Source organism: Sinomonas sp. ASV486 (assembly GCF_030908215.1).
GTDB classification, from domain to species: domain Bacteria; phylum Actinomycetota; class Actinomycetes; order Actinomycetales; family Micrococcaceae; genus Sinomonas; species Sinomonas puerhi.
Window position 1 is genome coordinate 207,627 of record NZ_JAVFJK010000002.1, and the last position, 20,365, is coordinate 227,991.

The window sequence follows — 20,365 nt, forward strand, 5'->3', positions numbered from 1 at the left end:
AAGGAGGCGGCATGCAGACACATCCCAAGCTGATGATCCGTCGGGCCCCGTGGTCCAACCCCGTGGGGCGCGACCTCCGCGCAGCCCAGCAGGCCGAGCTGGACGCCCGCTACGGCGACACCACCCACGAGCCCGGCAGTGCGCCGTCGGCCGCGGACCTCGCAATCTTCCTCATCGCGTACGAGCGATCCACCGGCCAGCCCCTGGGCTGCGGCGGCCTGCGCTGGGTGGCGCCCACGACGGCGGAGGTCAAGCGTGTCTACGTTCTCCCCTACGCACGGGGAGCGGGGATCGCGAGCTCCATCCTCACGGCCCTCGAGGCGGAGGCCCACACCTCCGGGATCACCCTCGTCCTGGCCGAGGCCGGCTCCGCGCAGCCCGACGGGAAGATGTTCTACGAGTCCGCCGGCTACCGGCGCATCCCCAACTTCGGGCCCTACCAGGAACTCGACGAGTCCCTCTGCTACGGAAAGCCGGTCATGAACCCCGTCCGCGTGCACGCGGTCGCCGGCTGAGGCCACGCAACGGCGGCCGCCCGTCGGCGGGGCGGCCCCCCCCGGGGGGCGCCCGCCGCCGCGCCCGGCCCCACTCGAGCTGCTCCTCCCGCGAGCGCCAGCGGATCCAGCGCCGCCACGCGTCCGGGGCGAGGACCACGCCGACGCCCACGACGGCTCCGATCGCGGTGTCGATGAACCGGTCGTGCAGGAGGTCCAAGGGGTTGACGTGTGCCACGAGGAGCGTGGACATGAGCGCGAGAGGCGTCACGCAGACCTGCGCGAGGAAGTACTGCCGCGCGATGAGCATCTCGGCCCCGAACTGGCACGCGGCGATGAATACGACCATGAGCCACGCCTCAGGCCGGATCGCCACGATAGCGGCGAGGACCACGAGGCCGACGACGGTGCCCAGCACACGCTGCAGGCCGCGGTTCACACGGTGGCGGGTCGTGTGGCCCACGAGCGGCACGACCGCCGCGACCATAGCCCAGTAGTTGTGCCCGAAGCCGAGGGCCTGTCCCACGATGGTCGCAATCGTCCCGGCGAGCGCGGCGGCGACGAGGTAACCGAGCGACTCGAGCCACAGGGCCCGCCTCTCCGCGGCGCCGAGGCGCACCAGCCATGCAGCCCGGAGACCAGCCCACGTCAGCGTGCTACGGTACCTCGGCACGATGCGGGACGCGATCCCGATGAGCAGGCTCAGGGCCACCGTCCCGGTGGCAGCGAGCATGGCCTCCCCGAGCGGCGGCTGGTGCGGGATCGAGGCGATGGCGGCGAACGCGAAGATGTGGAACAGCGAGCCGGCCGGCCGCAGCCGCCAGTACCCCACGATGATCGTGCAGCCCCACGCGACGAGCGTGGTCCCGATGACGATCCCCCACGGGTTCATCGCCCCACCGGGACTCAGTCGCGCCGAGATAGTGGCAGCGAGGATGACGGCGAGCATGAGCACGCCCGCACGGGACTGCGCGACGAGACGGACACGGTGTGGCTCGTTGCGGGCGTAGATGCCCGTGAACGCGCCGAAGCTCGCGAAGATCGCAAGGTCCAGCCGCCCGAGCACCACGAGCGTGATGAGCGGGATGAACACGCCCGCGGCGGCCCGGATCCCCACGTGGTGGTCGTTCTTCATCGGGCCGATGCTGAAGAGGAGGGTGTGCAGGAATCCCCGGCCGCGGGACACGGCAGCGGCGACTGGCCCGCTCGCGTGCGCGGCGCCGTCGTGCGTCGGGCTGCTCGGGGTGGGAGCGGTCATTCGGCCCTCACTCTGCCGCGGCGAGCTGGCCGCAGGCGCCGTCGATCTCCTTGCCACGCGTGTCGCGCAGGGTCGTGGGGATGCCGTGCGCGCGGAGGGTCTCGATGAACTCCTCCTGCACGGGCCGCTCGGACGAGGTCCAGATGGAGCCCGGGGTCGGGTTGAGCGGGATCGGGTTCACGTGGACCCACCCGCGTCCGCGCTGGTTGAGCTTCTTCGCGAGGAGGGCGGCGCGCCAGGCATGGTCGTTCATGTCCTTGATGAGCGCGTACTCGATGCTCACGCGGCGGCCGGTCTTCCGGTAGTACTCGTAGGCGGCGTCGAGGGCTTCGTCGACCTTCCAGCGGTTGTTGACGGGGATGAGCTCGTCGCGGAGCTCATCGTCCGGCGCGTGGAGGGACAGCGCGAACGTGACCGGGATGTCCTCGTCCGCGAGCTTGCGGATCGCAGGCACGAGGCCCACGGTCGAGACCGTGATGTTGCGCGCGCTCATACCCAGGCCCATCGGGACGGGGTCCACGAAGCGGTGGACAGCGTTCATGACGCGCTTGTAGTTCGCGAGCGGCTCGCCCATGCCCATGAAGACGATGTTGGTGACGCGCTCCTGCTCGTGTTCGGCAGTGCCCAGCTCCCCGGCAGCGATGAGCCGGTTCGCGGCGACGACCTGGTCCACGATCTCCGCGGTGGACATGTTGCGGGTCAGTCCGGCCTGGCCCGTGGCGCAGAACGGGCAGTTCATGCCGCAGCCGGCCTGGCTGGACACGCACAGCGTAATGCGGCCCGGATAGCGCATGAGCACGGACTCGACGAGCGCGCCGTCGAAAAGGCGCCAGAGGAACTTGATCGTGTTGCCGTCGTCCGTCTTGAGACGACGGACCTCGGTCAGCAAGGGCGGGAACAGCTCGCCGACGAGTTCCTCGCGGCCGGCCTTGGGCAGATCGCTCATGGCCTCGGGATCCGCGGTCCAGTGCTGGAAGTAGTGGGTGCTCAACTGCTTGGCGCGGAACGCCGGCAGGCCGAGCTCCTTGAGCTTCGCCTGACGCTCGGGCAGGCTCAGATCCGCGAGGTGCTGAGGCGGCTGCTTGACCCGGGGGGACGCGAACTGGAGCAGCGGGCGCCCCTCGGGGGTGCGCTGCTGCTCCCAGCCCTCGGCCGTGGGGAGGACCTGAGGACGGGGGGCATCGGGGGAGGCAGGGCTAGAAGTCATCCTTTCCATCATCCCATGCCCGTTTGGTCCAGAGCCAATCGGGGCACTATGATTCCGCTCTCTCACCGAACCCGCGCGCCTTGGCGGGGAAGGCCAAGACCCGCCGACTCAGGGACGCAACCCACGTCAACCCGACAATCGCGGGGACCTCAGGCCGCTCAAGGCGCGCTGGCTCAGGGCGCGCGGGCTCAGGCGGGGCGGCTCAGGCGCGCCGGGGACGGCGCCGCCGCCTGCTCCGCGTAGAGCCGCGCGTACGCGCCACCCACGGCGAGCAGCTCGGAGTGCGTGCCATGCTCGACGATCCGCCCGTGGTCCACCACATAGATGACGTCGGCGCCGACCACGGTTGAGAGCCGGTGCGCGATCGCAATGGTGGTGCGCCCGTGCGAGGCGGCGTCGAGGGCCTGCTGGACCACGCGCTCGGAGATGGTGTCGAGCGCGCTCGTAGCCTCGTCGAGCACGAGCACCTCGGGGTCCTTGAGCAGCACGCGCGCAATCGCGATGCGCTGCTTCTCGCCGCCCGAGAGCCGGTACCCGCGCTCCCCCACCACGGTCTCGTAGCCGTCAGGGAAGGACGTGATCGTCTCGTGGATGTTGGCCGCCCGCGCTGCGGTCTCGAGCTCAGACTGCGTGGCGTCCACCTTCGCGTAGCGGAGGTTCTCGGCGATGGTGGCGTGGAACAGGTATGTCTCCTGGCTCACCACGCCGATGTGGCTTACGAGGGACTCGCGGTCTATGTCCCGCACATCGCGGCCGGCGAACCGGACCGAGCCAGACGTGGCCTCGTAGAAGCGCGGGATGAGGTAGGAGACGGTTGTCTTCCCGGCCCCGCTGGGCCCCACGAACGCGGCGTACTGGCCCGGCTCGATCGCGAACGAGACGTCGTTGAGGGTGGCCCGCTCCCCGCCGCGCGCGTCCGGGTAACGGAACGTCACGCCGTCGAACGCCACCTCGCCGAGGCGAGGCGCCCCCGCGGGGAGGGGAGCGGCGTCGGGAGCGTCCACGATGGCGGGCCGCAGGTCGAGGTACTCGAAGATCCGCGCGAACAGGGCGCCGGAGGTCTGGAGGTCCAGGGCCACGCGCATGAGCGCAATGAGCGGGAACAGGAGGCGCGCCTGCACGTTCGTGAAGGCCACGATGGTGCCGGCGGTGATCGCGCCGGTCCCGAGCGGCCCTGCACCGGTCAGCAGCCACCCGGCCACGAGGTAGACGATCGCGGGGATCGAGGACATGAAGATCGTCACGAGCGCGAAGAAGTACTGCCCGCTCATGGCCTGCCGGATCTGCAGCTTCACGAGGTTCTTGTTCTCGGCGGAATAGCGGCCGATCTCGTCCGGCTGGCGGTTGAAGCTCTTGGACAGCAGGATCCCCGAGACACTCAGCGACTCCTGGGTGATCGCCGTCATGTCCGAGAGGGATTCCTGGGTCTTCGTGGCGATCCGGGCCCGCGCCTGCCCCACGCGGCGCTGGGCCACAACGAGGAACGGCATGAGCACCACGGCGATGAGTGTGAGCTGCCAGTTGAGCGCGATCATCGCCACGAACGCCGCGATGACCGTGACAATGTTGCCGACCACCCCCGAGACGGTGTTGGACAGCACGCTCGCGACGCCGCCCACATCGTTCTGCAGGCGCGACTGGATCACGCCGGTCTTGGTGCGCGTGAAGAAGCTCAGCTCCATGGACTGCAGGTGGCTGAAGAGCTTGACCCGCAGGGTGCCCATGACCGAGTTGCCCACGGTCGAGGTGAGGTATGTCTGCCACACGCCAAGAAGGGCGGAAACGACGTACGCCGCGACCATGAAGCCCACGAGCTCCACGAGCCGCTGCAGGTCGGGTCCACCGGCCTTCGGGAAGAGCCCCTCGTCGAAGATGCGCTGGGTCAGGAGCGGCGGGGCCACGGACAGCGCAGCCCCGGCCAGCACGAGCACCACCGTGAGCGCGAGCGCGAGGCGGTGGGGCACGAACAGCTCCGCGATCCGGCCGAACAAGTGCGGGATGCGCGGCGCCTCCGCGTTGAGCTTCTTCTGCAGGGCCACATCGCCGCTTGAGATGCGGCCTCCGCGCACCACGGCGCCGGGTCGCCCGCCTGGGTTGTGGGTCATGGGCCTCCTTCTCCTCCTAGTGTGCGGCCACGGGCCGGGCGTGGCCGCACACGGCCCCTGCCGTCGCCGTCTTCACCGACGCCTTCCGCGTACGACGGCGCGGCCGCGGCCTCGCGCCGTCGTCCTCGCGGCGGCGGGACTACTCGGCAAGGATCAGGTAGAGGGCCTTGCGGACCTCGTCGATCTTCGCGGCGGCTTGGGCGCGCTGCTCGTCGGTGGCTGCGGCGCGGAACTGGTGGACCACGCCCATGAATTTGCCGACGCTTTCCATGAACGCATCGGTGGCCTCGCTTCTTCCGGGCGCGGCGTCCCAGGCCTTGGTCAGCTCGTCGGCGTGGTCCGCGACGTACGTGCGGCCCGCGTCCGTGAGCGTGAACTCGGTCCGCTTGCCCTCGCCCGACTGCTCGACGAGTTCCTCATCCACAAGCTGGGACAACGTCGGGTAGACCGAGCCGGGGCTCGGGCGCCAGACGCCGTTGGTCTTCGCGTTCGCGGCCTGGATGATGCCGTAGCCGGTGAGCGGCTCCTCGGACAGGAGCGAGAGGATCATGGCCCTCACGTCTCCGCGGCTCGCCCTCCGGCCGCCGCGCGGGCCGAAGCCGGGCGGGAAGCCGTGGCCGCCGTGACCCGGCCCGAAGCCGTGGCCGCCGAATCCGGGGCCGAAGCCCGGGAATCCGCCTGGGCCGCCTGGGGTGAAGCCGCCGGGGCCGCCCGGGCCGAAGCCTCGGCGGCCGGGGCCCTGGGGACCGTCGTGATGGTGCATTGCCTCGTGATGACAGTGCTCTGGATGTCCGCGCATGATGTTCTCCTTGAATCGATGGATGCGTGGGACGGCTCCGATCGGAGCCGATGCTTAACGATATATCGTTGAATGTCGGAGAACAAGCCCTTTGTCGCCGAGGTCACCCCGTGTGTACCCGAGGTCACCCCGTGTGTACCCGACGTCACCCCGTGCAGGGCCGAGGTCACCCCTTGCAGGGCCGAGGTCACCCCGTGTGTACCCGAGGTCACCCCGTGTGTACCCGACGTCACCCCGTGCAGGGCCGAGGTCACCCCTTGCAGGGCCGAGGTCACCCCGTGTGTACCCGAGGTCACCCCTTGCAGCGCCGACATCGCCCGGTGAACCCCGGACCGCCTTCACGACTCCAGACACAACTACTGCCCCGACCCGCGTCTCCTGGGCGACTACCAAGGAAATGCGGCTCGGGGCAGCACATGAATACTCGGACGGGCGTGCCACCGGTCTTGACACGCCAACGGGTGACCTCAGCGCCACACGGGGTGACCTCGGCCCCACACGGCGTGACCTCGGCCCCACACGGGGTGATCTCGGGCGCACACGGGGTGACCTCGGCGAAGGGGTTAGGGCTTGATCTTGTGGCGGCTCACGATCGAGAGGCGGTTGAACGTGTTCATCGAGATGGCCGCCCAACAGAGGGCAGAGAACCGCTCGTCCCCCAGTTCAGCGCGGGCACCGGCGAGGACCGCAACACGCTCGTCGTCGTCCGGGAGCAGGGTGACGGCCTCGGCGATGTCGAGGGCAGCACGTTCGAGCACCGTGAAGATGCCGGCTTCGCGCCAGGCGGGCAGGACGTTGAGCTTGCGGACCGGCACGCCCGCCTCGGCGGCCTGGCGCCCGTGGAGATCCAGGCAATAGGTGCAGCGGTTGATCTGCGAGATGCGCAGGCTCAGGAGTTCGACGACGTCGCGAGGCAGCCCCGCGGCGTCGGTCGCCTCGTGGACCGTGGTCCGGAAGGCGACGAGCGCCTTCCAGACCGTCGGGTTGGCCTTGTCGAGATAGAACGCGGGCTCGTCGTCGAGATCGAGGGCGGAGTTCGTCATGGACCCATCATGGCGCGCAACCCGGACCGGAACTGCAACTCACGACACAGATGCCTCACGGGCCTCCCTCGCTGTTGCGGGGTCTCTGGCACGCGCTTGAGGGGTCTCCGGTCAGACCGGAGACCCCTCAATGGGGCGCCAGAGACCCCTCAACAACGAAGGTGGCGGGGCGCCACGGGCGTCGCGGGCGCAGGCTACTTGGTCGGCCACCCCGTGTAGCACTCGGCGATGTAGGCGCGGCCGCGCTCGGACTCGAGCAGCGAGCGGAGCTCACCGAGCTGGCGGGCACGGAAGAACTCGTGGTTCGTCTCGGTCGGGACGGTGTGCAGGAGCGTCGTCATCCAGTAGGAGAAGTACTGCGCCTTCCACACGCGGTCCAGCGCGCGGTCCGAGTAGGTGTCGATCAGCGCCGTCGAGCCGGACTTGAAGTACGAGTCGAGGCTCTCGAACAGCAGGCGCATGTCATGCAGGGCCAGATTGAGGCCCTTGGCACCGGTCGGCGGGACGGTGTGGGCGGCGTCGCCCGCGAGGAACAGGTTGCCGTGGCGCATCGGCGCCTGGACGAACGAGCGGAACGGCAGCACGACCTTGTCCGTGACGGGCCCCTCCTTGAGCTCGAAGCCGTTGCCGTTGACGCGCAGGCGCAGCTGCTCCCAGATCTGCTCGTCGGTCCAGTCCGCGGGGTTGGCGGACGGGTCGCACTGGAAGTACATGCGCTGCACCGTGTCGGTACGCTGGCTGATGAGCGCGAAGCCGTGCTCGGAGTTCGCGTAGATGAGCTCGGGCGAGCTGCGCGGGGCCTCGGTGAGGATGCCGAACCAGGCGAACGGGTACTCGTTGAAGTACGTCTTGCGGCTGGCTTCGGGGACCTGGCGGCGGCAGTACGAGCGCGAGCCGTCAGCGCCGACAAGGATCTCTGCGCGCAGCTCGAAGTCCGTACCCTCGGAGTCCGTGAAGAACACCGAGGGCCTGCCGAGCAGGTCGTAGACATCGGTGTTCGAGCACGAGTAGCGCACGTCGCCGCCGTCGGCCTCACGGCGCGCTGCGAGGTCGTCGAACACGTCATTCTGCGGGTAGAGCCACACCGAGCTGCCCGTGAGCCCCTTGAAGTCGATGCGGTGACCCTCGCCGTTGACGCGGAACTCGGTGCCCTCGTGCTCGTGGCCGTTCCGGAGCACGTTGTCCACCCCGGACTGCACGAGCAGGTCCACGCTCCCCGCCTCGAGGATGCCGGCGCGGATCGTCGCCGAGATCTCCGCGCGGGAGCGGATCTCCACGACCGTGTTGTCGATGCCCGCCTGGTGCAGGAGGTGCGAGAGCATGAGGCCCGCGGGCCCGGCGCCCATGATGGCGACTTGGGTGGTGATGACGGTGCGATCGCCCATGATCGGTCCTTTCAGGAAAATTCGGGAAAAACGGAGCCAGCCGGCGGGATCCGCTGCGGCGTGCGTCTCATTCGAGTGTGACGCCGCTCGCTCCCCCGCGCGAAGCCAATTCCGTTGATCGGAATAGCAAGTTCAAACCGAGAGCCGCGCTCCGCCGTCGTGCGCCCTACGTGCCCGGCGCGCCGAGCTGACGCCCGATACCCCGCGCGGCCGTCCTCAACGCCGGCACCAGCTGCTGCATCCGCGCCTCGGCGAGAGGCACGACGACGCCGATCGCCGCCACCGCTTGCCGCTGGCGGTCGTGGATGGGAACCGCAATTCCCCAGGTGTCGGGGTCCACCACTCCGGCGAGTTCGGCGTACCCGTGGCTCGAGGCGGCGGCGAGGACCTGACGCACGTGGTCGGTGGTCGTCTTGCCGGCCGGATCGCGGAACCGGGCGAGGTAGGCAGCCTGGACGTGGGGCGGTTGGGCGGACATGAGGGCCACGCCCGCCGAGGAGATGTGCACCGGCATGCGGCCGGCCACCTTGGCCCTGTTCGCCACGGATCCGCGGCGCGAGAGGCGTTCGACGAACAGCACGTCGTCGCCCTGGAGCACCGCGAGATTTACGTTCTGGTTGAGCACCTGATGGATGTCGTCCATGAACGGCAAGGCCGCCTGCCGCAGCACGAGCGTGGGCGAGTTGCGGTTCACGAGCTCCCACAGGCGCAGGCCCAGCTGCACCTTCCCGCCGGGCGCCTGCTCGAGGAGGCGGTGCTCGGCGAGCTGCCGCACGAGCCGGTGGGCGCTCGTGAGCGGCAGCCCCGCGCGGGCCGCGAGCTCCCCGAGCGGGAGCGAGCTGACCCCCTCGGGGAACGCCTCGAGGACGCGCACCACGCGGTCCACGACCGAGTCGCCCGACTCCGAGTTGGCCATGCCGCTCCCCTTCCTCCGCCTCGGCTTTCAGCCCGGCGCGGACCCTCCAGATTCCATTCAATGGTCTCACGTGCCTGAGATCATACCGATCGGTGATAGAACTCTCACGTCCAGGCACCGCCGTGCCCTCCTTGACCCCCGAGGTAGCAATGTCCACATCCCTCGCCCGCACCACGGCGATCACGCGTTCCCAGTGGCCTGTCTGGCTCTGCTGGTCCGCGATGGTCCTCGACGGCTTCGACCTCGTGGTTCTCGGAGCAGTGATCCCCACCCTCCTCAAGTCCCATGAGCTCGGCTTCGACCCCGTCGGCGCAACGCTCGCCGCAACGATCTCCCTCGTCGGCGTGGGCCTGGGCGCGCTGTTCATCGCACCGCTCTCGGACCGATTCGGCCGGCGCCGCCTGCTGATCGCGTGCGTCGCCTGGTTCTCCGTCTTCACCCTCGCCGTGGTCATCGCGCCCAATGTGGCGCTGTTCAGCGGATTCCGCCTGCTCGCCGGGCTCGGCCTCGGCGCGTGCCTGCCCGCGGCCCTCGCCTACATGGCCGACTACGCCAAGGCCGGCTCCGGCGCGTCCAACACCACGCGCACCATGACCGGTTACCATGTCGGGGCCGTCGCGACCGCGTTCCTCGCGCTCCTCGTCATCCCGAACTGGCGCGTCATGTTCATCGTCGGCGGCGTGGCAGGCCTCGTCCTCGTCCCGTTCCTGTGGGCCAAACTCCCCGAGTCCCTGCCCTCCGCTGCCAGCCCGGCCGCCGAGCCGGCGCCCGCGACGGGTTCCGCGCTCGACGCCGGCGACACGGCGGCGGCGCCGGTCTCACCGGCGGCCGCGGCGAACGCGCAGGCGGCCGCGGCGAACGCGCAGGCAGCCAAGGCCGAGAAGCTCGGCTACCGTAGCCTCCTGCAGAAGCCGTACCCGCTCGTGGCGCTGGGGATCGCCGTGGCCTCGTTCATGGGGCTGCTGCTCGTGTACGGGCTCAACACCTGGCTGCCGACCCTCATGGCCGAGGCCGGGTACTCGCTGAGCTCGTCGCTCACGCTGCTGCTCGTGCTCAACCTGGGCGCGGTGGCGGGGCTCGTCCTCGCCGGGTGGCTCGCCGACAGGCACGGCGCGAAGCGCGTGGTGCTGCTGTGGTTCGGCGTCTCGGCGGTGCTCCTCGCGGTGCTGAGCGTGAAGATGCAGAACGAGATCCTGCTCAACGCGGCCGTGTTCGTCACGGGCGTGTTCGTGTTCAGCGCGCAGGTGCTCGTGTACGCGTGGGTGTCGCAGATCTTCCCCGCGCACCTGCGGGGCACTGCGCTCGGATTCTCGGCCGGCGTCGGGCGGCTCGGCGCGATCCTCGGCCCGGCCGTCACCGGCACGCTCGTGGCACTCGGCATCGCCTACCCGTGGGGCTTCTACGTCTTCGCGGCCGCGGCGGTGCTGGCTGTGCTCGCGCTCGTTGCCGTGCCGCACGTGGTGCAGGGGCGCAAGGACGCGTAGGCGCGTTCCGTCAGGCACAACTCACGCCGCTGGTGGGCCGTTTCCTGGCCCCAGCGCGCGTGGGTTGTGCCTGACGGAACGTCAATCCCTCACGCGAGGCCGAACGAGCGTGGCCCACAGGTGCCAGAGCATCCCGCCGAACGTGGCCAGGAACGCCGCCACGGCCACCCAGAGCTCCGCCCGGCCGATGAACGCGACAATGGGCAGGCTGTCCGCCCGTCCCAGGTAGATGCCCGCTACGGCATACATGCCGAGGGGGAAGATGACGCTCCACAGCCCGGGCTCGTAGGCGAGAGGCACGCGGTGGATGATGTGCCGCCACCAGCCGGCCGCCAGCAGCACGGGGAACAGCCAGGAGGCGAAGGACCAGAACACCACCGAGGAACCTGCCACGAGGCCCCGGGTCGCGTCGACCATGGGCGCGCCGGCCATCTCCACGATCCGCGCCCCCGCAAGGACGCTGATGGCCATCGCGCCCATGGCCACGAAGTACTGCGGGCGAAGGTCTTCCGGCCGTATGGGATAGGTCATGAGGCGCAGCGAGACGAAGATGCCCACGGCGGCGTACAGGATGAGTCCGACCGACCACGCCACTACGGCCACCAGGGCGAGGGCCGCGCGCCACTCCGAACCGGCGAGGGGCTCGAGGGAGGCTGAGGCGACGGCCACCGACTGGCTCGCAACGACCCAGATGAACCACGTCCCGTTGGCATCCTTGACCACGGGCCGCTCGTCGCGGCCCAGCACGGCCGTCCAGGGCACCACGTAACCGAGCACCACCCACGCGAGCACGGCAACGGCGAGCAGCACCGCTGTCGCACTCGGCCAGCCAGCCATCCCCAGCCGCACGCCGAGAACGTCGGTACCCGCGATGAACGTGAAGAAACCGAACGCGCGGCCGGGGTCCATGAAGTCGTGGCGCATCGCCTCGCGGAAGCGCACCAGGCGAACGAGGCTCAGTACGAGGATCACCGCGTAGGAGACCGCGCAGACCACGAGCAGCGCCGCAGAGAGCCAGTGGATCCCCTCGAGCTCGAGGCCCACCGAGATGATCCCGCTCGCCATCGTGAGGGCGAAATACCCGGGTGTGAGGGTCTGCACCGCCTCGGCGACGCGGGAGGCGAAGGAGACCGGGGAACCCGGGGCATGGACGGCGGCGGTCATGGCTCCCAGCCTAAGTGGCATCCGCCATGCGTGTTGGGGCCGCAGGTCCTGTGGTGCCCGGCCTCCCCGGACAAGATCAGGGAACCAGGACCACTTTGCCGGTGTTGCGCCGGGCCTCGAGGTAGGCGTGGGCCTCGCCAGCGGAGGCGAGGGGGAACGTGCGGTCCACGTGCGGGCGCACCCAGCCGTCCTCGACGCCCTGCAGGAGCGCGTCCATCCATCCACGAACCTTGTCGGTCTCGCTGAACAGGTGGCCCACGTTCACGCCGAACACACCGAGGTTCCGGTTCATGAGCGGGATCGGGTTGAACAGCGGCTGCCGCGCCACGAGCGCGAGGAGGCCGAGCTTCCCGGGCAGCCTCGAGGAGACCGCGCCGGAGACACTGAACATCCCGAGCCGCCCGGTGGAGCGCAGCACGCCGTAGCTCTGCTTCCAGTGCCGCCCTCCGAACGGGTCAACAACGAGCTCGACGCCCCGGCCCCCGGTCAGGGCCTTGGTCTCCGCGACCCAGTCCTGCGTGGTGTAGTCGATAGTCTCGTGGACGCCCCGGCCCTGGAGGAACTCATGCTTGCGCGCGCTGGCGGTGCCAATCATCCGCGCCCCGACGTGCCGGCCGATGTCCACGGCCGCGAGCCCGACTCCCCCGCCCGCGTTGTGGATCAGCACGGTCTCGTCCGCGGAGAGCGAGCCCATGACCACCAGGAGCTGCCACGCCGCGAGGTAGTTCACCGGGACGGAGGCCGCCTGTTCGTGGGAGAGTCCGGCCGGCTTGTCGAACACCTGCTGCTGCGGGACGCACACCGTGTCTGAGTACCCGCCGAAGTGCGTGAGGGCAACCACGTCTCGCCCATCCCAGCGCGGATCCGCGTCCGGCCCGACGGCGTCCACGACTCCGGCGACCTCGTATCCGACGACCGCCGGGAAGCGGGACACATCCGGGTAGAACCCCTTGCGGGCGAGAACGTCCGCAAAGTTGACTCCGCAGGCAAGCGTGCGGATCCGGACCTCGCTGCCGCGCGGCATCGGGTCGGGTGCCTCGCGGAGGGTCAGCCGCTCGGGCCCACCAACACCGATGATCACTGCCTGCTTCATGCCACCCTCCGTGCTCCGGTCCCGGGCGCGAGCCGTCAGGCCCCACCGCCGAGTGGATCATAGCCGGGCGAGGGAAACATCCGGCGGCGCGTGCCGCGTAGCCTTGGAGTGACCCGTCGAGGAAGGCGCCCCATGTCCGAGCCCCGCATCATCCGCTTCGCCGACCTGCGCCCCGTCCGCTGGAAGAACGGCGGAGGGACAACGGTCGAGCTCGCCCGCGGGCCGGAAGTCGCCGGCGAAGATGGGGAGAGCACCTCCGGGGACTGGGGGTGGCGCCTGAGCATCGCCGACGTGGATCGGGCCGGCGACTTCTCTTCATTCGACGGCATGGAACGCATCCTGACCGTGATCGAGGGCGAGCTCATGGTCCTGACCGTGGACGGGCACGAGCACGGGCTCGAACGCCACCGGCCCTTCCGGTTCGACGGCGGCGCGCCCGCGAGCGCGGTCCTGCCCACCGGATCGATCCGCGACCTCAACCTCATCACGCGACGCGGCTCGTTCACGGGGCACGTGACGATCCTCGAGCTCTCGAAGAAGCGCCCGCTGCCCCTCTCGGCGGGCCAGCTCGGGGTTCTGCTCCAGGGCGAGGCCGTCGCCTCGGGCGTCGGGAATGCAGCGGACGACGGCGCCACTCCCCTCGCGCGGTACGACGCCGTGGTCGGTGGGGAACCTGCACCGGCTGTGAGCGGGCGAGGGTTCCTGGCCGTAGTGTCCGTGGATGCCGCTGACACCGACGCCGGCGAGGCTTGAGGGCTCACCTCCCAACGATGCGGAGTCACCTCCCAACGATGCGGGGTCACCTCCTTGCGGGCGAAGGTACCTCTGCCGCGGAGTAACGCCATGGGCCGGGGGCATGGCGTTACCTCACCGGAGAGAGATACCCCGCGGAGGCCCTAGTCCGGACGCAGTCGGCGCGGGCTTCCGTCCAGTGGAAGTCGCGTGTGGCGCGGGCGGCGGGGGTGCGGTCCACTAGGCCCATGAGCCTCAAGCGCACGCCGACCTCCAACCAGGTCGGCAGGGACGTCACGTCGTCCATCCCTGCCTCCGCGGAGGGCGTCTTCGGCCTCGCCGGCGGGTTCTCCGGTGCATCGAGATCCTCTGGCATCGATCGGCCCTCGCGCACAGCCGATGACGGCGAGCTCGACGGCGACAACGAGCCGGGCGGTGACCCCGAGCTTGGCGGTGACCCCGAACTCGACGGCGAGCTCGCGCGGATCTGGCCACGCGCCGTCGTGCATCTGGACGTGCGCAGCAACGATGCGCACACCCTGTATGCCGTGGCGATCGCGCAGTCGCTGCTCGCGGCGCATCCGGAGGCCGACGCGGGGGTGGTCCTGCCCGCGATCATGCTGCATGACATCGGCTGGTCGAAGGTTCCGCCGGACGAGGTGCTCGAGGCGATCGCGCCCGGCGGCGGACGGGAAGACCTCGTGCTCCTGCACGAGAAGGAGGGCGCGAGGCTCGCCCGGGCGATCCTCGCAGAGGCCGGGGTGCCGGAGGAACGGACGGCCCGGATCGTCGAGATCATCGATGGCCACGATTCGCGCCGCGAGGCCCTCTCGATCGAGGACGCAATCGTCAAGGACGCCGACAAGACGTGGCGGCTCACACCGCACGGCCTCGACACCGTCATGGACTGGTTCGGGCTCGACCGCGGCCAGGCGCTGCTGCTGTGCAGCTCGCGGGTCCACGCGCACCTGTTCACCGACGCCGCCAAGGCCCTCGCGCGCGGCCTCGCGGCCATCGAGTCGGCGAATCTGTGGCCCGAGAGGGTGGCGCTAGAGTTGCCCTAGCCGCGGCCTCGCAGAATATGGGCCGCAGAATCACGCGGAACCAGGCATGGCCGAGGAGGCGACGATGGCGGGCGGCAGCAACGAGCCGGGCCGCAGCGTCACGTCCAAGGTCCTCGCGCTCCTGTTCGCGTTCGAATCCGGCCGTCGGTCGCTGAGCCTCTCCGAACTCGCCGAGACGGCCGGCCTTCCGCTGAGCACCACGCACCGTCTCGTCGGCGAACTCGTCGAATCCGGCGCCCTCGCCCGGGACTCGCAGGGCCGCATCCAGCTCGGCATCCGCCTGTGGGAGCTCGGCCAGAACGCCGGCCGCGCACTGCGGGACACTGCACACCCGTACGTCCAGGACCTCTTCTCCCTCACCGGCGAGACCGCGCACCTCGCGATCCGGGAGGGCCACGAAGTCCTGTACATCGACCGCGTCTACGGCACGAAGCGGGTCCCGCGGGCCTCGCGCGTGGGCGGGCGGCTGCCGATGCATGCCACGGCCGTGGGCAAGGTGATCCTCGCGTTCGAGGAGGACTGGGTCCGCGACGCCTACTTCAACCGGCACCTCGAGCAGCCAACCGCATACACGCACGTCAACCCCGCCCGGCTCGCGGAGGAACTCGCGCAGATCCGCGAGCAGGGGTATGCGACCACGGCCGAGGAGGTCCGGCTGGGTTCGGCGTCGATCGCCGTGCCGGTCTTCCACACGGGCCGGATCGGTGCTGGACTGGGCCTCGTGGTCCTCTCCTCGAACGCGGGCACGATGCGCCGCCATCTCCCCACGCTCCGCGGGATCTCGGCTCAGATCGAACGGGCCACAGCGCATATCCCGCTCGAGACGCTCCGCGCGAGCGCGGGGATCGGGAGCTAGGCGTGGCGCGCCGCCCCCGCTGGCTCACGCGCAACGTCGGGACCCTCTCCGGGGTGAGCTTCTTCCAGGACGCCGCGAGCGAGCTGCTCTACCCGATCATGCCGATCTTCCTCACGGTGGTGCTGGGTGCGCCCCCGGCTGTGGTCGGCGCCGTCGAGGGCGTGGCCGAAGGCATCGCCTCGCTGACCAAGCTCGCGGCGGGGCGGCTCTCCGACCGGTACCGCAAGCGTCCCCTCATCGGCCTCGGCTACGGGCTGGCCGCGGTGGGCAAGCTCATGATCGCTTTAGCCTCCTCGTGGCCGCTCGTGCTCGCGGCGCGGGGCGTGGACCGCCTGGGGAAGGGCATCCGCGGCGCCCCGCGGGACGTCCTCCTGATGGAGGACGCAGACCCCGCGTACCGCGGGCGGATCTTCGGATTCCACCGGATGGCGGACACGCTCGGCGCCGTGGTGGGTCCCGCGGTCGGCCTTGTGCTGTATGAGGCCTTCAGCCGCCAGATTCCGCCGCTCCTGTGGGTGGCGGTGATCCCGGCGGTGCTCTCGGTGCTGCTCGTCGCGGCGGTGCGGGAGAAGCGCAAGGTGCCCGCCGCCGTCGTCCGCACGGTACCGGAACGGACGACGGCGGGTGGGCTCGCGGCGTCGTCCGCCTCCCCCGGGCGGGACGCACCGCCGGGGCTCCCGCCCAGGCTGCGGCTGCTGATCGCGGGGCTCACGGTGTTCTCGCTCGTGAACTTCCCGGATGCGCTCCTGCTGCTGCGTGCGCATGATCTCGGGCTCTCGACCGAGGGCGTGATCGGGGCGTACATCCTCTACAACGTCGCGTACGCGGCGCTCTCCTACCCGGCCGGCGCCCTGTCCGACCGGATCCCGCGGTACCGCGTGTACGCGTTGGGGCTCGTGTGCTTCGCTGTGGGGTACCTCGGGCTCGGGCTCATCGGCGACCCGGTGTGGGTGTTCCCCGTCCTGATCGTGTACGGCGGGTTCGCGGCAGCCACCGACGGCGTGGGCAAGGCCTGGGTGTCGAGCCTCGCTCCCGCCGGGCTCCAGGGCCGGGCGCAGGGCCTGTTCCAGGGCCTCACGGGCGGGGGCATCCTCGTCGCCGGCATCTGGGCCGGGCTCGCGTGGGGCGATGCCGGCCAGGTGCCGCTGCTGGTGAGCGGGGTCGCGGGGCTGCTGCTCGCCGTCGGCCTCGTGGTGGCAGGCAGCGGGTTCAGTCGCCGCGGCGAGCGGCCTGGCTACTGAGCGAGGAGCCTCCGCAGGAAGGCCGCGATGGCCTCGATCGCGAGGACGTGTGCTCCGACGAGGTCGCCGCCGGGCGGCCTGCACCGTACATGATCCATAGGGCGATGGAGCGCACGGGCGTCCAGGACGTGAGGGAGGTCCTCGCCGCGGGCGACACCGTGAACGACCTCCTCGCGGCGACCCGCGTCGGTGTCACCGCCGTAGGCGTCCTCACGGGCAAGCTGGGCCGCGCCGACCTCGAGGTGCACCCGCACACCTACATCGTGGACGGCGTCCGCGACCTCCCGGCACTCCTGGCCTAGATGGTCGGCGGACGGCCGCGCGCAGGTCCGGCGGGGCGGACCGACGCGAGATGTCCCCGGCGCGCCGCAGCCCGCGGGCACACCATCCTCAGGTTTCGAGCCGCCTGCGCAGGAGGCAGAACTCATTGCCCTCGGGATCCGCAAGCACCTGCCACTGCGCCTCCGCGCCCTGCCCGATGTCGAGTTGGCTGGCGCCGAGGGCGAGCAGCCGCTCCAGTTCGGCGTCCTGGTCGCGGTCCACAGGGTTGACGTCGATGTGCAGCTGGAGCCTCGTGGCACGTGGGTCGGTGCTGGGCATGAGGAGGATGGTCGGCTGGAGCCCGCCGAAGCCGGCTCCGGGCGGGCCGATCTCGATCAGGCCGCCGTCCCGGTCGATCTCCACGTACCCGAGCACCTCGCTCCAGAAGCGCGCGAGGAGCTCGGGGTCGGCGCATTTGAGGACGAGTTCGCTGATGCGGGATACCATGACGGCCAGTGTACGGAGCCGGGCGGCGGGGCGGACGACGGCGAGTGCGCACCCGTCGTCGTCCGCTCACGCGAGCTGCGAGCAGCAGCTCAGACTGCGTCAGGCTGCTGTTCGTCTGCGCTACGAGCCGGCCGGCGCGAAGCTGTGCGCGGCCACGATCGGAGCCGCGGCCTCCGACGCGAAGAACCGCAGCACCTCGAACGCCCCAGCAGGATCGCCCGACGTCGCCGCAACCGCGCCGCCGAAGACGGTGTCGATCGCGCAGTCAGGCGGCAGTACCCCGAGGATGCGAACGCCGGGCTGCCCCACGAGCTCGCTGAGCTGCTGGAACCCGAGGTCCACCTCGCCCTCGGCGAGCGAGCGGGCGACCGGAATGCCCGGACGCGCCCGAACCATCCGCTCCCCGAGCTCTTCGCCAAGGCCCCAGCCGTCGATCATCTTTACGAGCGCGACGCCGCTGGGACCGGTCGAGTAGCCAATGCGGGCGGCCTGCTGCAGAGCCTCGCGCAGCCCCGCGGCGTCCGGGAACGCGTAGGCGCCATCATGGGTTGCGGGCTCATCGGACTCGGACCGAACGGCCACCGCGACCTGCGACAGCATGAGCGGAGTCACCGAACCGACCACGACATGCCCGTCATCGGCGAGCCGCTGCAGCGCGTCGACGGCGAGGAACACCAGGTCCAGCCGCTCACCCTCCGCCACGCGCTTGGCCGCATCCACGCCGCCGACCGACTCGACCTCCACCGCGGGCAAGCCGGCCGCTACGGCCGCCGCCTTCAGATCCGCGAGCACGTGGCGGGTGGCCATCGACGAGATCGCCCTCATGCGGCGTCCTCGAAGGCCTCGGCGTCGACCTCGCGGGATGCAGCGGCCCCATAGCGCGGACCCGACACGGTGGACGTTCCGATGAGGTGACCTGCGCGGTCGAGCAGGTCAGCATCGATCGAGAGGTCGGCGGCCGCCTGGTTCTCGCGGAGGTGATCCGCGCGCGTCGTGCCAGGGATCGCCACCACGTGCTCACCCCGCGAGAGCACCCACGCGAGTGCGAGCTGCCCCGGAGTGCAGCCGGCCTCGGCGGCCAGAGCCCGCCATTGAGGCAGCAGGGAGGCGTTGGCGGGCCAGTGCTCCGGCTGGAATCGCGGCATCCCGCGCCGGATGTCCTTCGGCGCGAACTCCGCCGGGTCGTCGAAGCCATCGCTGAGGAAGCCCCTCGCGAGGGGCGAGAACGCCACCAGGGCGACCCCGCCCTCGCGAGTCGCCTCGAGCATGCCGAGCTCGGGGTTGCGGCTCCACAGCGAGTACTCGTTCTGCACCGCGGCGATGGGAGCGACGGCCTGCGCCTCGCGCAAACGCTGCACGGACACCTCGGAGAGCCCGATGGCACCGATCTTTCCGGCGGTCACCATCTGAGCAAGCGCACCAACGCTCTCCCCGATCGGCACCTGCTTGTCCCAGCGGTGCAGGTAGTACAGGTCGATGTGGTCGACGCCGAGGCGCCCGAGCGACGCGTCGACCTGTGCGCGCAGCGTCTCCGGTCGCCCGTCGATCACCTTGACGCCGTCGACCATCGCCATGCCGCCCTTGCTGGCCAGCAGCAGCTCGTCGCGGCGCCCGGCGATCGCCTGCCCGACCAGCTCCTCGTTGCGGCCACCGCCGTAGAGCGTCGCGGTGTCGAGCATGCGCACGCCCTCGTCGAGCGCCGAGCGCAGGAACGCCAGACCGTCCTCGACCGACGGAGGAACCCCGTAGGCGTGGCTCAGCGACATGCAGCCGAGGCCGATCTTCGGCAGGATCACGCGAGCTGCTCCTCGAGCGCACCGAGCACGCGGTAGCAGTCGATGACCTGGCGGATCGAGGAGTTCGGCTCGCGCCCCTCGCGGATCGCGCTGACGAACTCGCGGTCCTGCAGCTCGATGCCGTTCATGCTGACCGCAACGTTCGACACGTCGATCTGCTCCTCCTTGCCATTGAACAGGTCGTCGTAGCGCGCAACGTAGGTGGCGGTATCACCGATGTAGCGGAAGAAGGTGCCGAACGGCCCATCGTTGTTGAACGACAGCGACAGCGTGCAGATCGCCCCGGTCTCGCTCTTGAGCTGGATCGACATGTCCATGGCGATGCCGAGCTCGGGATGGATCGGGCCCTGGATGGCGTTCGCCTGGACGATCTTGCCTGCCTGGTACGCGAACAGGTCCACCGTGTGAGCGGCGTGGTGCCACAGCAGGTGGTCGGTCCATGAGCGCGCCTCGCCCTTGGCGTTCGTGTTCGTGCGACGGAAGAAGTACGTCTGCACGTCCATCTGCTGCACGTTGAACTCGCCCGCCGCGATCCGGTTGTGCACCAGCTGGTGCGAGGGGTTGAAGCGCCGCGTGTGGCCGACCATCGCGACGCGGCCCGACGCCTCTGCGACGGCGAGGGTCGCCTCGGCGTCGGCGAGGGAGTCGGCGAGCGGGATCTCGACCTGCACGTGCTTGCCGGCCTTGAGCACCTCCTGCGTCTGCGAGGCGTGCAGGCCGGTCGGGGTGGCGAGGATGACGGCGTCGACGTCGTCGCGCTCGAGCACGGCGTCGAGCCCGACGACGGCGTTGGCCACGCCGTACTTGGCGGCGACGCCGTCCGCCTTCTCCTGCGAGGTGGCGGAGACGACGGTCACCTCGGCGTCCTCGATGTTCTTCAGGCCGTCGAGGTGCTTCATGCCGAAGGCACCATTGGCGCCGACGACTGCGACGCGGATCTTGTCGGTCATTCGTTTCTCC

Annotated in this window: 20 protein-coding genes; 7 read left to right on the forward strand and 13 right to left on the reverse strand. The window is 70.2% G+C overall.

The genetic code is table 11. The features are described from left to right. Nucleotides 1–11: 11 nt before the first annotated feature. Nucleotides 12–515 (forward strand): GNAT family N-acetyltransferase, encoded by a 504-nt coding sequence (locus tag RBS60_RS03690; protein WP_307956172.1) that lies wholly within the window; start codon nucleotides 12–14, stop codon nucleotides 513–515. Here RBS60_RS03690 and RBS60_RS03695 read toward each other — a convergent pair. The 7 genes from RBS60_RS03695 to RBS60_RS03725 all read right to left on the reverse strand — a co-directional run bounded on the left by RBS60_RS03695 (nucleotide 478) and on the right by RBS60_RS03725 (nucleotide 9,207). Further along, nucleotides 478–1,629, reverse strand: coding sequence for an FUSC family protein (locus RBS60_RS03695; protein WP_307956393.1), 1,152 nt, complete (start codon nucleotides 1,627–1,629; stop codon nucleotides 478–480). The two genes, RBS60_RS03690 and RBS60_RS03695, sit on opposite strands and share 38 nt — an antisense overlap. A 130-nt stretch (nucleotides 1,630–1,759) precedes the next feature. Further along, on the reverse strand, nucleotides 1,760–2,959 hold the full coding sequence (gene rlmN / locus RBS60_RS03700) for a 23S rRNA (adenine(2503)-C(2))-methyltransferase RlmN (protein WP_307956173.1): 1,200 nt from the start codon (nucleotides 2,957–2,959) through the stop codon (nucleotides 1,760–1,762). A 188-nt stretch (nucleotides 2,960–3,147) separates the two neighbouring features. After that, nucleotides 3,148–5,064, reverse strand: a complete 1,917-nt coding sequence (locus RBS60_RS03705; protein WP_307956174.1) for an ABC transporter ATP-binding protein — start codon at nucleotides 5,062–5,064, stop codon at nucleotides 3,148–3,150. Nucleotides 5,065–5,203: 139 nt separating this feature from the next. Continuing rightward, the gene (locus tag RBS60_RS03710; RefSeq protein WP_307956175.1) at nucleotides 5,204–5,863 is read right to left on the reverse strand and encodes a PadR family transcriptional regulator; all 660 of its coding nucleotides are present in this window, start codon (nucleotides 5,861–5,863) and stop codon (nucleotides 5,204–5,206) included. A 563-nt stretch (nucleotides 5,864–6,426) separates the two neighbouring features. After that, entirely contained in the window at nucleotides 6,427–6,906 is a 480-nt protein-coding gene (locus RBS60_RS03715) for a carboxymuconolactone decarboxylase family protein (RefSeq protein WP_307956176.1), read from the reverse strand. A 194-nt stretch (nucleotides 6,907–7,100) separates the two neighbouring features. After that, nucleotides 7,101–8,291: a 4-hydroxybenzoate 3-monooxygenase gene (locus RBS60_RS03720; protein WP_307956177.1), complete on the reverse strand. Its 1,191-nt coding sequence runs from the start codon at nucleotides 8,289–8,291 to the stop codon at nucleotides 7,101–7,103. Between the two features lie 166 nt (nucleotides 8,292–8,457). Next, a complete protein-coding gene (locus RBS60_RS03725) occupies nucleotides 8,458–9,207 on the reverse strand; it encodes an IclR family transcriptional regulator (protein ID WP_307956178.1) in 750 nt (249 codons plus the stop codon). Between the two features lie 221 nt (nucleotides 9,208–9,428). Here RBS60_RS03725 and RBS60_RS03730 point away from each other — a divergent pair, with 221 nt between their 5' ends. Continuing rightward, complete coding sequence (locus RBS60_RS03730; RefSeq protein WP_307956394.1) at nucleotides 9,429–10,691, forward strand: aromatic acid/H+ symport family MFS transporter; 1,263 nt, start codon at nucleotides 9,429–9,431, stop codon at nucleotides 10,689–10,691. 81 nt (nucleotides 10,692–10,772) lie between these two features. Here RBS60_RS03730 and RBS60_RS03735 read toward each other — a convergent pair whose 3' ends face one another. Continuing rightward, on the reverse strand, nucleotides 10,773–11,855 hold the full coding sequence (locus RBS60_RS03735; protein WP_307956179.1) for a tellurite resistance/C4-dicarboxylate transporter family protein: 1,083 nt from the start codon (nucleotides 11,853–11,855) through the stop codon (nucleotides 10,773–10,775). 76 nt (nucleotides 11,856–11,931) lie between these two features. After that, complete coding sequence (locus RBS60_RS03740; RefSeq protein ID WP_307956180.1) at nucleotides 11,932–12,948, reverse strand: zinc-binding dehydrogenase; 1,017 nt, start codon at nucleotides 12,946–12,948, stop codon at nucleotides 11,932–11,934. 132 nt (nucleotides 12,949–13,080) lie between these two features. Here RBS60_RS03740 and RBS60_RS03745 point away from each other — a divergent pair, with 132 nt between their 5' ends. The 5 genes from RBS60_RS03745 (at nucleotide 13,081) to RBS60_RS03765 (ending at nucleotide 17,143) form a co-directional block, all read left to right on the forward strand. Continuing rightward, nucleotides 13,081–13,701, forward strand: coding sequence for a HutD family protein (locus RBS60_RS03745; protein WP_307956181.1), 621 nt, complete (start codon nucleotides 13,081–13,083; stop codon nucleotides 13,699–13,701). A gap of 227 nt (nucleotides 13,702–13,928) precedes the next feature. Then, nucleotides 13,929–14,744, forward strand: coding sequence for an HD domain-containing protein (locus tag RBS60_RS03750; protein ID WP_307956182.1), 816 nt, complete (start codon nucleotides 13,929–13,931; stop codon nucleotides 14,742–14,744). 46 nt (nucleotides 14,745–14,790) lie between these two features. After that, on the forward strand, nucleotides 14,791–15,600 hold the full coding sequence (locus RBS60_RS03755; protein ID WP_307956183.1) for an IclR family transcriptional regulator: 810 nt from the start codon (nucleotides 14,791–14,793) through the stop codon (nucleotides 15,598–15,600). Between the two features lie 2 nt (nucleotides 15,601–15,602). Next, nucleotides 15,603–16,841, forward strand: a complete 1,239-nt coding sequence (locus tag RBS60_RS03760) for an MFS transporter (protein ID WP_307956184.1) — start codon at nucleotides 15,603–15,605, stop codon at nucleotides 16,839–16,841. Nucleotides 16,842–16,945: 104 nt separating this feature from the next. Continuing rightward, a complete protein-coding gene (locus RBS60_RS03765; RefSeq protein ID WP_307956185.1) occupies nucleotides 16,946–17,143 on the forward strand; it encodes an HAD hydrolase-like protein in 198 nt (65 codons plus the stop codon). A gap of 88 nt (nucleotides 17,144–17,231) precedes the next feature. Here RBS60_RS03765 and RBS60_RS03770 read toward each other — a convergent pair whose 3' ends face one another. The 4 genes from RBS60_RS03770 to RBS60_RS03785 all read right to left on the reverse strand — a co-directional run bounded on the left by RBS60_RS03770 (nucleotide 17,232) and on the right by RBS60_RS03785 (nucleotide 20,355). Beyond that, on the reverse strand, nucleotides 17,232–17,609 hold the full coding sequence (locus tag RBS60_RS03770) for a VOC family protein (RefSeq protein ID WP_307956186.1): 378 nt from the start codon (nucleotides 17,607–17,609) through the stop codon (nucleotides 17,232–17,234). A gap of 120 nt (nucleotides 17,610–17,729) precedes the next feature. Continuing rightward, on the reverse strand, nucleotides 17,730–18,434 hold the full coding sequence (locus tag RBS60_RS03775) for a substrate-binding domain-containing protein (protein WP_307956187.1): 705 nt from the start codon (nucleotides 18,432–18,434) through the stop codon (nucleotides 17,730–17,732). Continuing rightward, nucleotides 18,431–19,405, reverse strand: coding sequence for an aldo/keto reductase (locus RBS60_RS03780; protein ID WP_307956188.1), 975 nt, complete (start codon nucleotides 19,403–19,405; stop codon nucleotides 18,431–18,433). Before RBS60_RS03780 ends, RBS60_RS03775 begins: the two co-directional genes overlap by 4 nt. Further along, entirely contained in the window at nucleotides 19,402–20,355 is a 954-nt protein-coding gene (locus RBS60_RS03785) for a Gfo/Idh/MocA family oxidoreductase (RefSeq protein ID WP_307956189.1), read from the reverse strand. Before RBS60_RS03785 ends, RBS60_RS03780 begins: the two co-directional genes overlap by 4 nt. Nucleotides 20,356–20,365 lie beyond the last annotated feature (10 nt).

Excerpts from the sequence above, each read along its gene's own strand:
- RBS60_RS03690 (WP_307956172.1), top strand. The coding sequence starts at position 12 with ATGCAGACACATCCCAAGCTGATGATCCGTCGGGCCCCGTGGTCCAAC.
- RBS60_RS03695 (WP_307956393.1), bottom strand. The coding sequence starts at position 1,629 with ATGAAGAACGACCACCACGTGGGGATCCGGGCCGCCGCGGGCGTGTTC.
- rlmN (WP_307956173.1), bottom strand. The coding sequence starts at position 2,959 with ATGACTTCTAGCCCTGCCTCCCCCGATGCCCCCCGTCCTCAGGTCCTC.
- RBS60_RS03705 (WP_307956174.1), bottom strand. The coding sequence starts at position 5,064 with ATGACCCACAACCCAGGCGGGCGACCCGGCGCCGTGGTGCGCGGAGGC.
- RBS60_RS03710 (WP_307956175.1), bottom strand. The coding sequence starts at position 5,863 with ATGCGCGGACATCCAGAGCACTGTCATCACGAGGCAATGCACCATCAC.
- RBS60_RS03715 (WP_307956176.1), bottom strand. The coding sequence starts at position 6,906 with ATGACGAACTCCGCCCTCGATCTCGACGACGAGCCCGCGTTCTATCTC.
- RBS60_RS03720 (WP_307956177.1), bottom strand. The coding sequence starts at position 8,291 with ATGGGCGATCGCACCGTCATCACCACCCAAGTCGCCATCATGGGCGCC.
- RBS60_RS03725 (WP_307956178.1), bottom strand. The coding sequence starts at position 9,207 with ATGGCCAACTCGGAGTCGGGCGACTCGGTCGTGGACCGCGTGGTGCGC.
- RBS60_RS03730 (WP_307956394.1), top strand. The coding sequence starts at position 9,429 with ATGGTCCTCGACGGCTTCGACCTCGTGGTTCTCGGAGCAGTGATCCCC.
- RBS60_RS03735 (WP_307956179.1), bottom strand. The coding sequence starts at position 11,855 with ATGACCGCCGCCGTCCATGCCCCGGGTTCCCCGGTCTCCTTCGCCTCC.
- RBS60_RS03740 (WP_307956180.1), bottom strand. The coding sequence starts at position 12,948 with ATGAAGCAGGCAGTGATCATCGGTGTTGGTGGGCCCGAGCGGCTGACC.
- RBS60_RS03745 (WP_307956181.1), top strand. The coding sequence starts at position 13,081 with ATGTCCGAGCCCCGCATCATCCGCTTCGCCGACCTGCGCCCCGTCCGC.
- RBS60_RS03750 (WP_307956182.1), top strand. The coding sequence starts at position 13,929 with ATGAGCCTCAAGCGCACGCCGACCTCCAACCAGGTCGGCAGGGACGTC.
- RBS60_RS03755 (WP_307956183.1), top strand. The coding sequence starts at position 14,791 with ATGGCCGAGGAGGCGACGATGGCGGGCGGCAGCAACGAGCCGGGCCGC.
- RBS60_RS03765 (WP_307956185.1), top strand. The coding sequence starts at position 16,946 with ATGGAGCGCACGGGCGTCCAGGACGTGAGGGAGGTCCTCGCCGCGGGC.
- RBS60_RS03770 (WP_307956186.1), bottom strand. The coding sequence starts at position 17,609 with ATGGTATCCCGCATCAGCGAACTCGTCCTCAAATGCGCCGACCCCGAG.
- RBS60_RS03775 (WP_307956187.1), bottom strand. The coding sequence starts at position 18,434 with ATGAGGGCGATCTCGTCGATGGCCACCCGCCACGTGCTCGCGGATCTG.
- RBS60_RS03785 (WP_307956189.1), bottom strand. The coding sequence starts at position 20,355 with ATGACCGACAAGATCCGCGTCGCAGTCGTCGGCGCCAATGGTGCCTTC.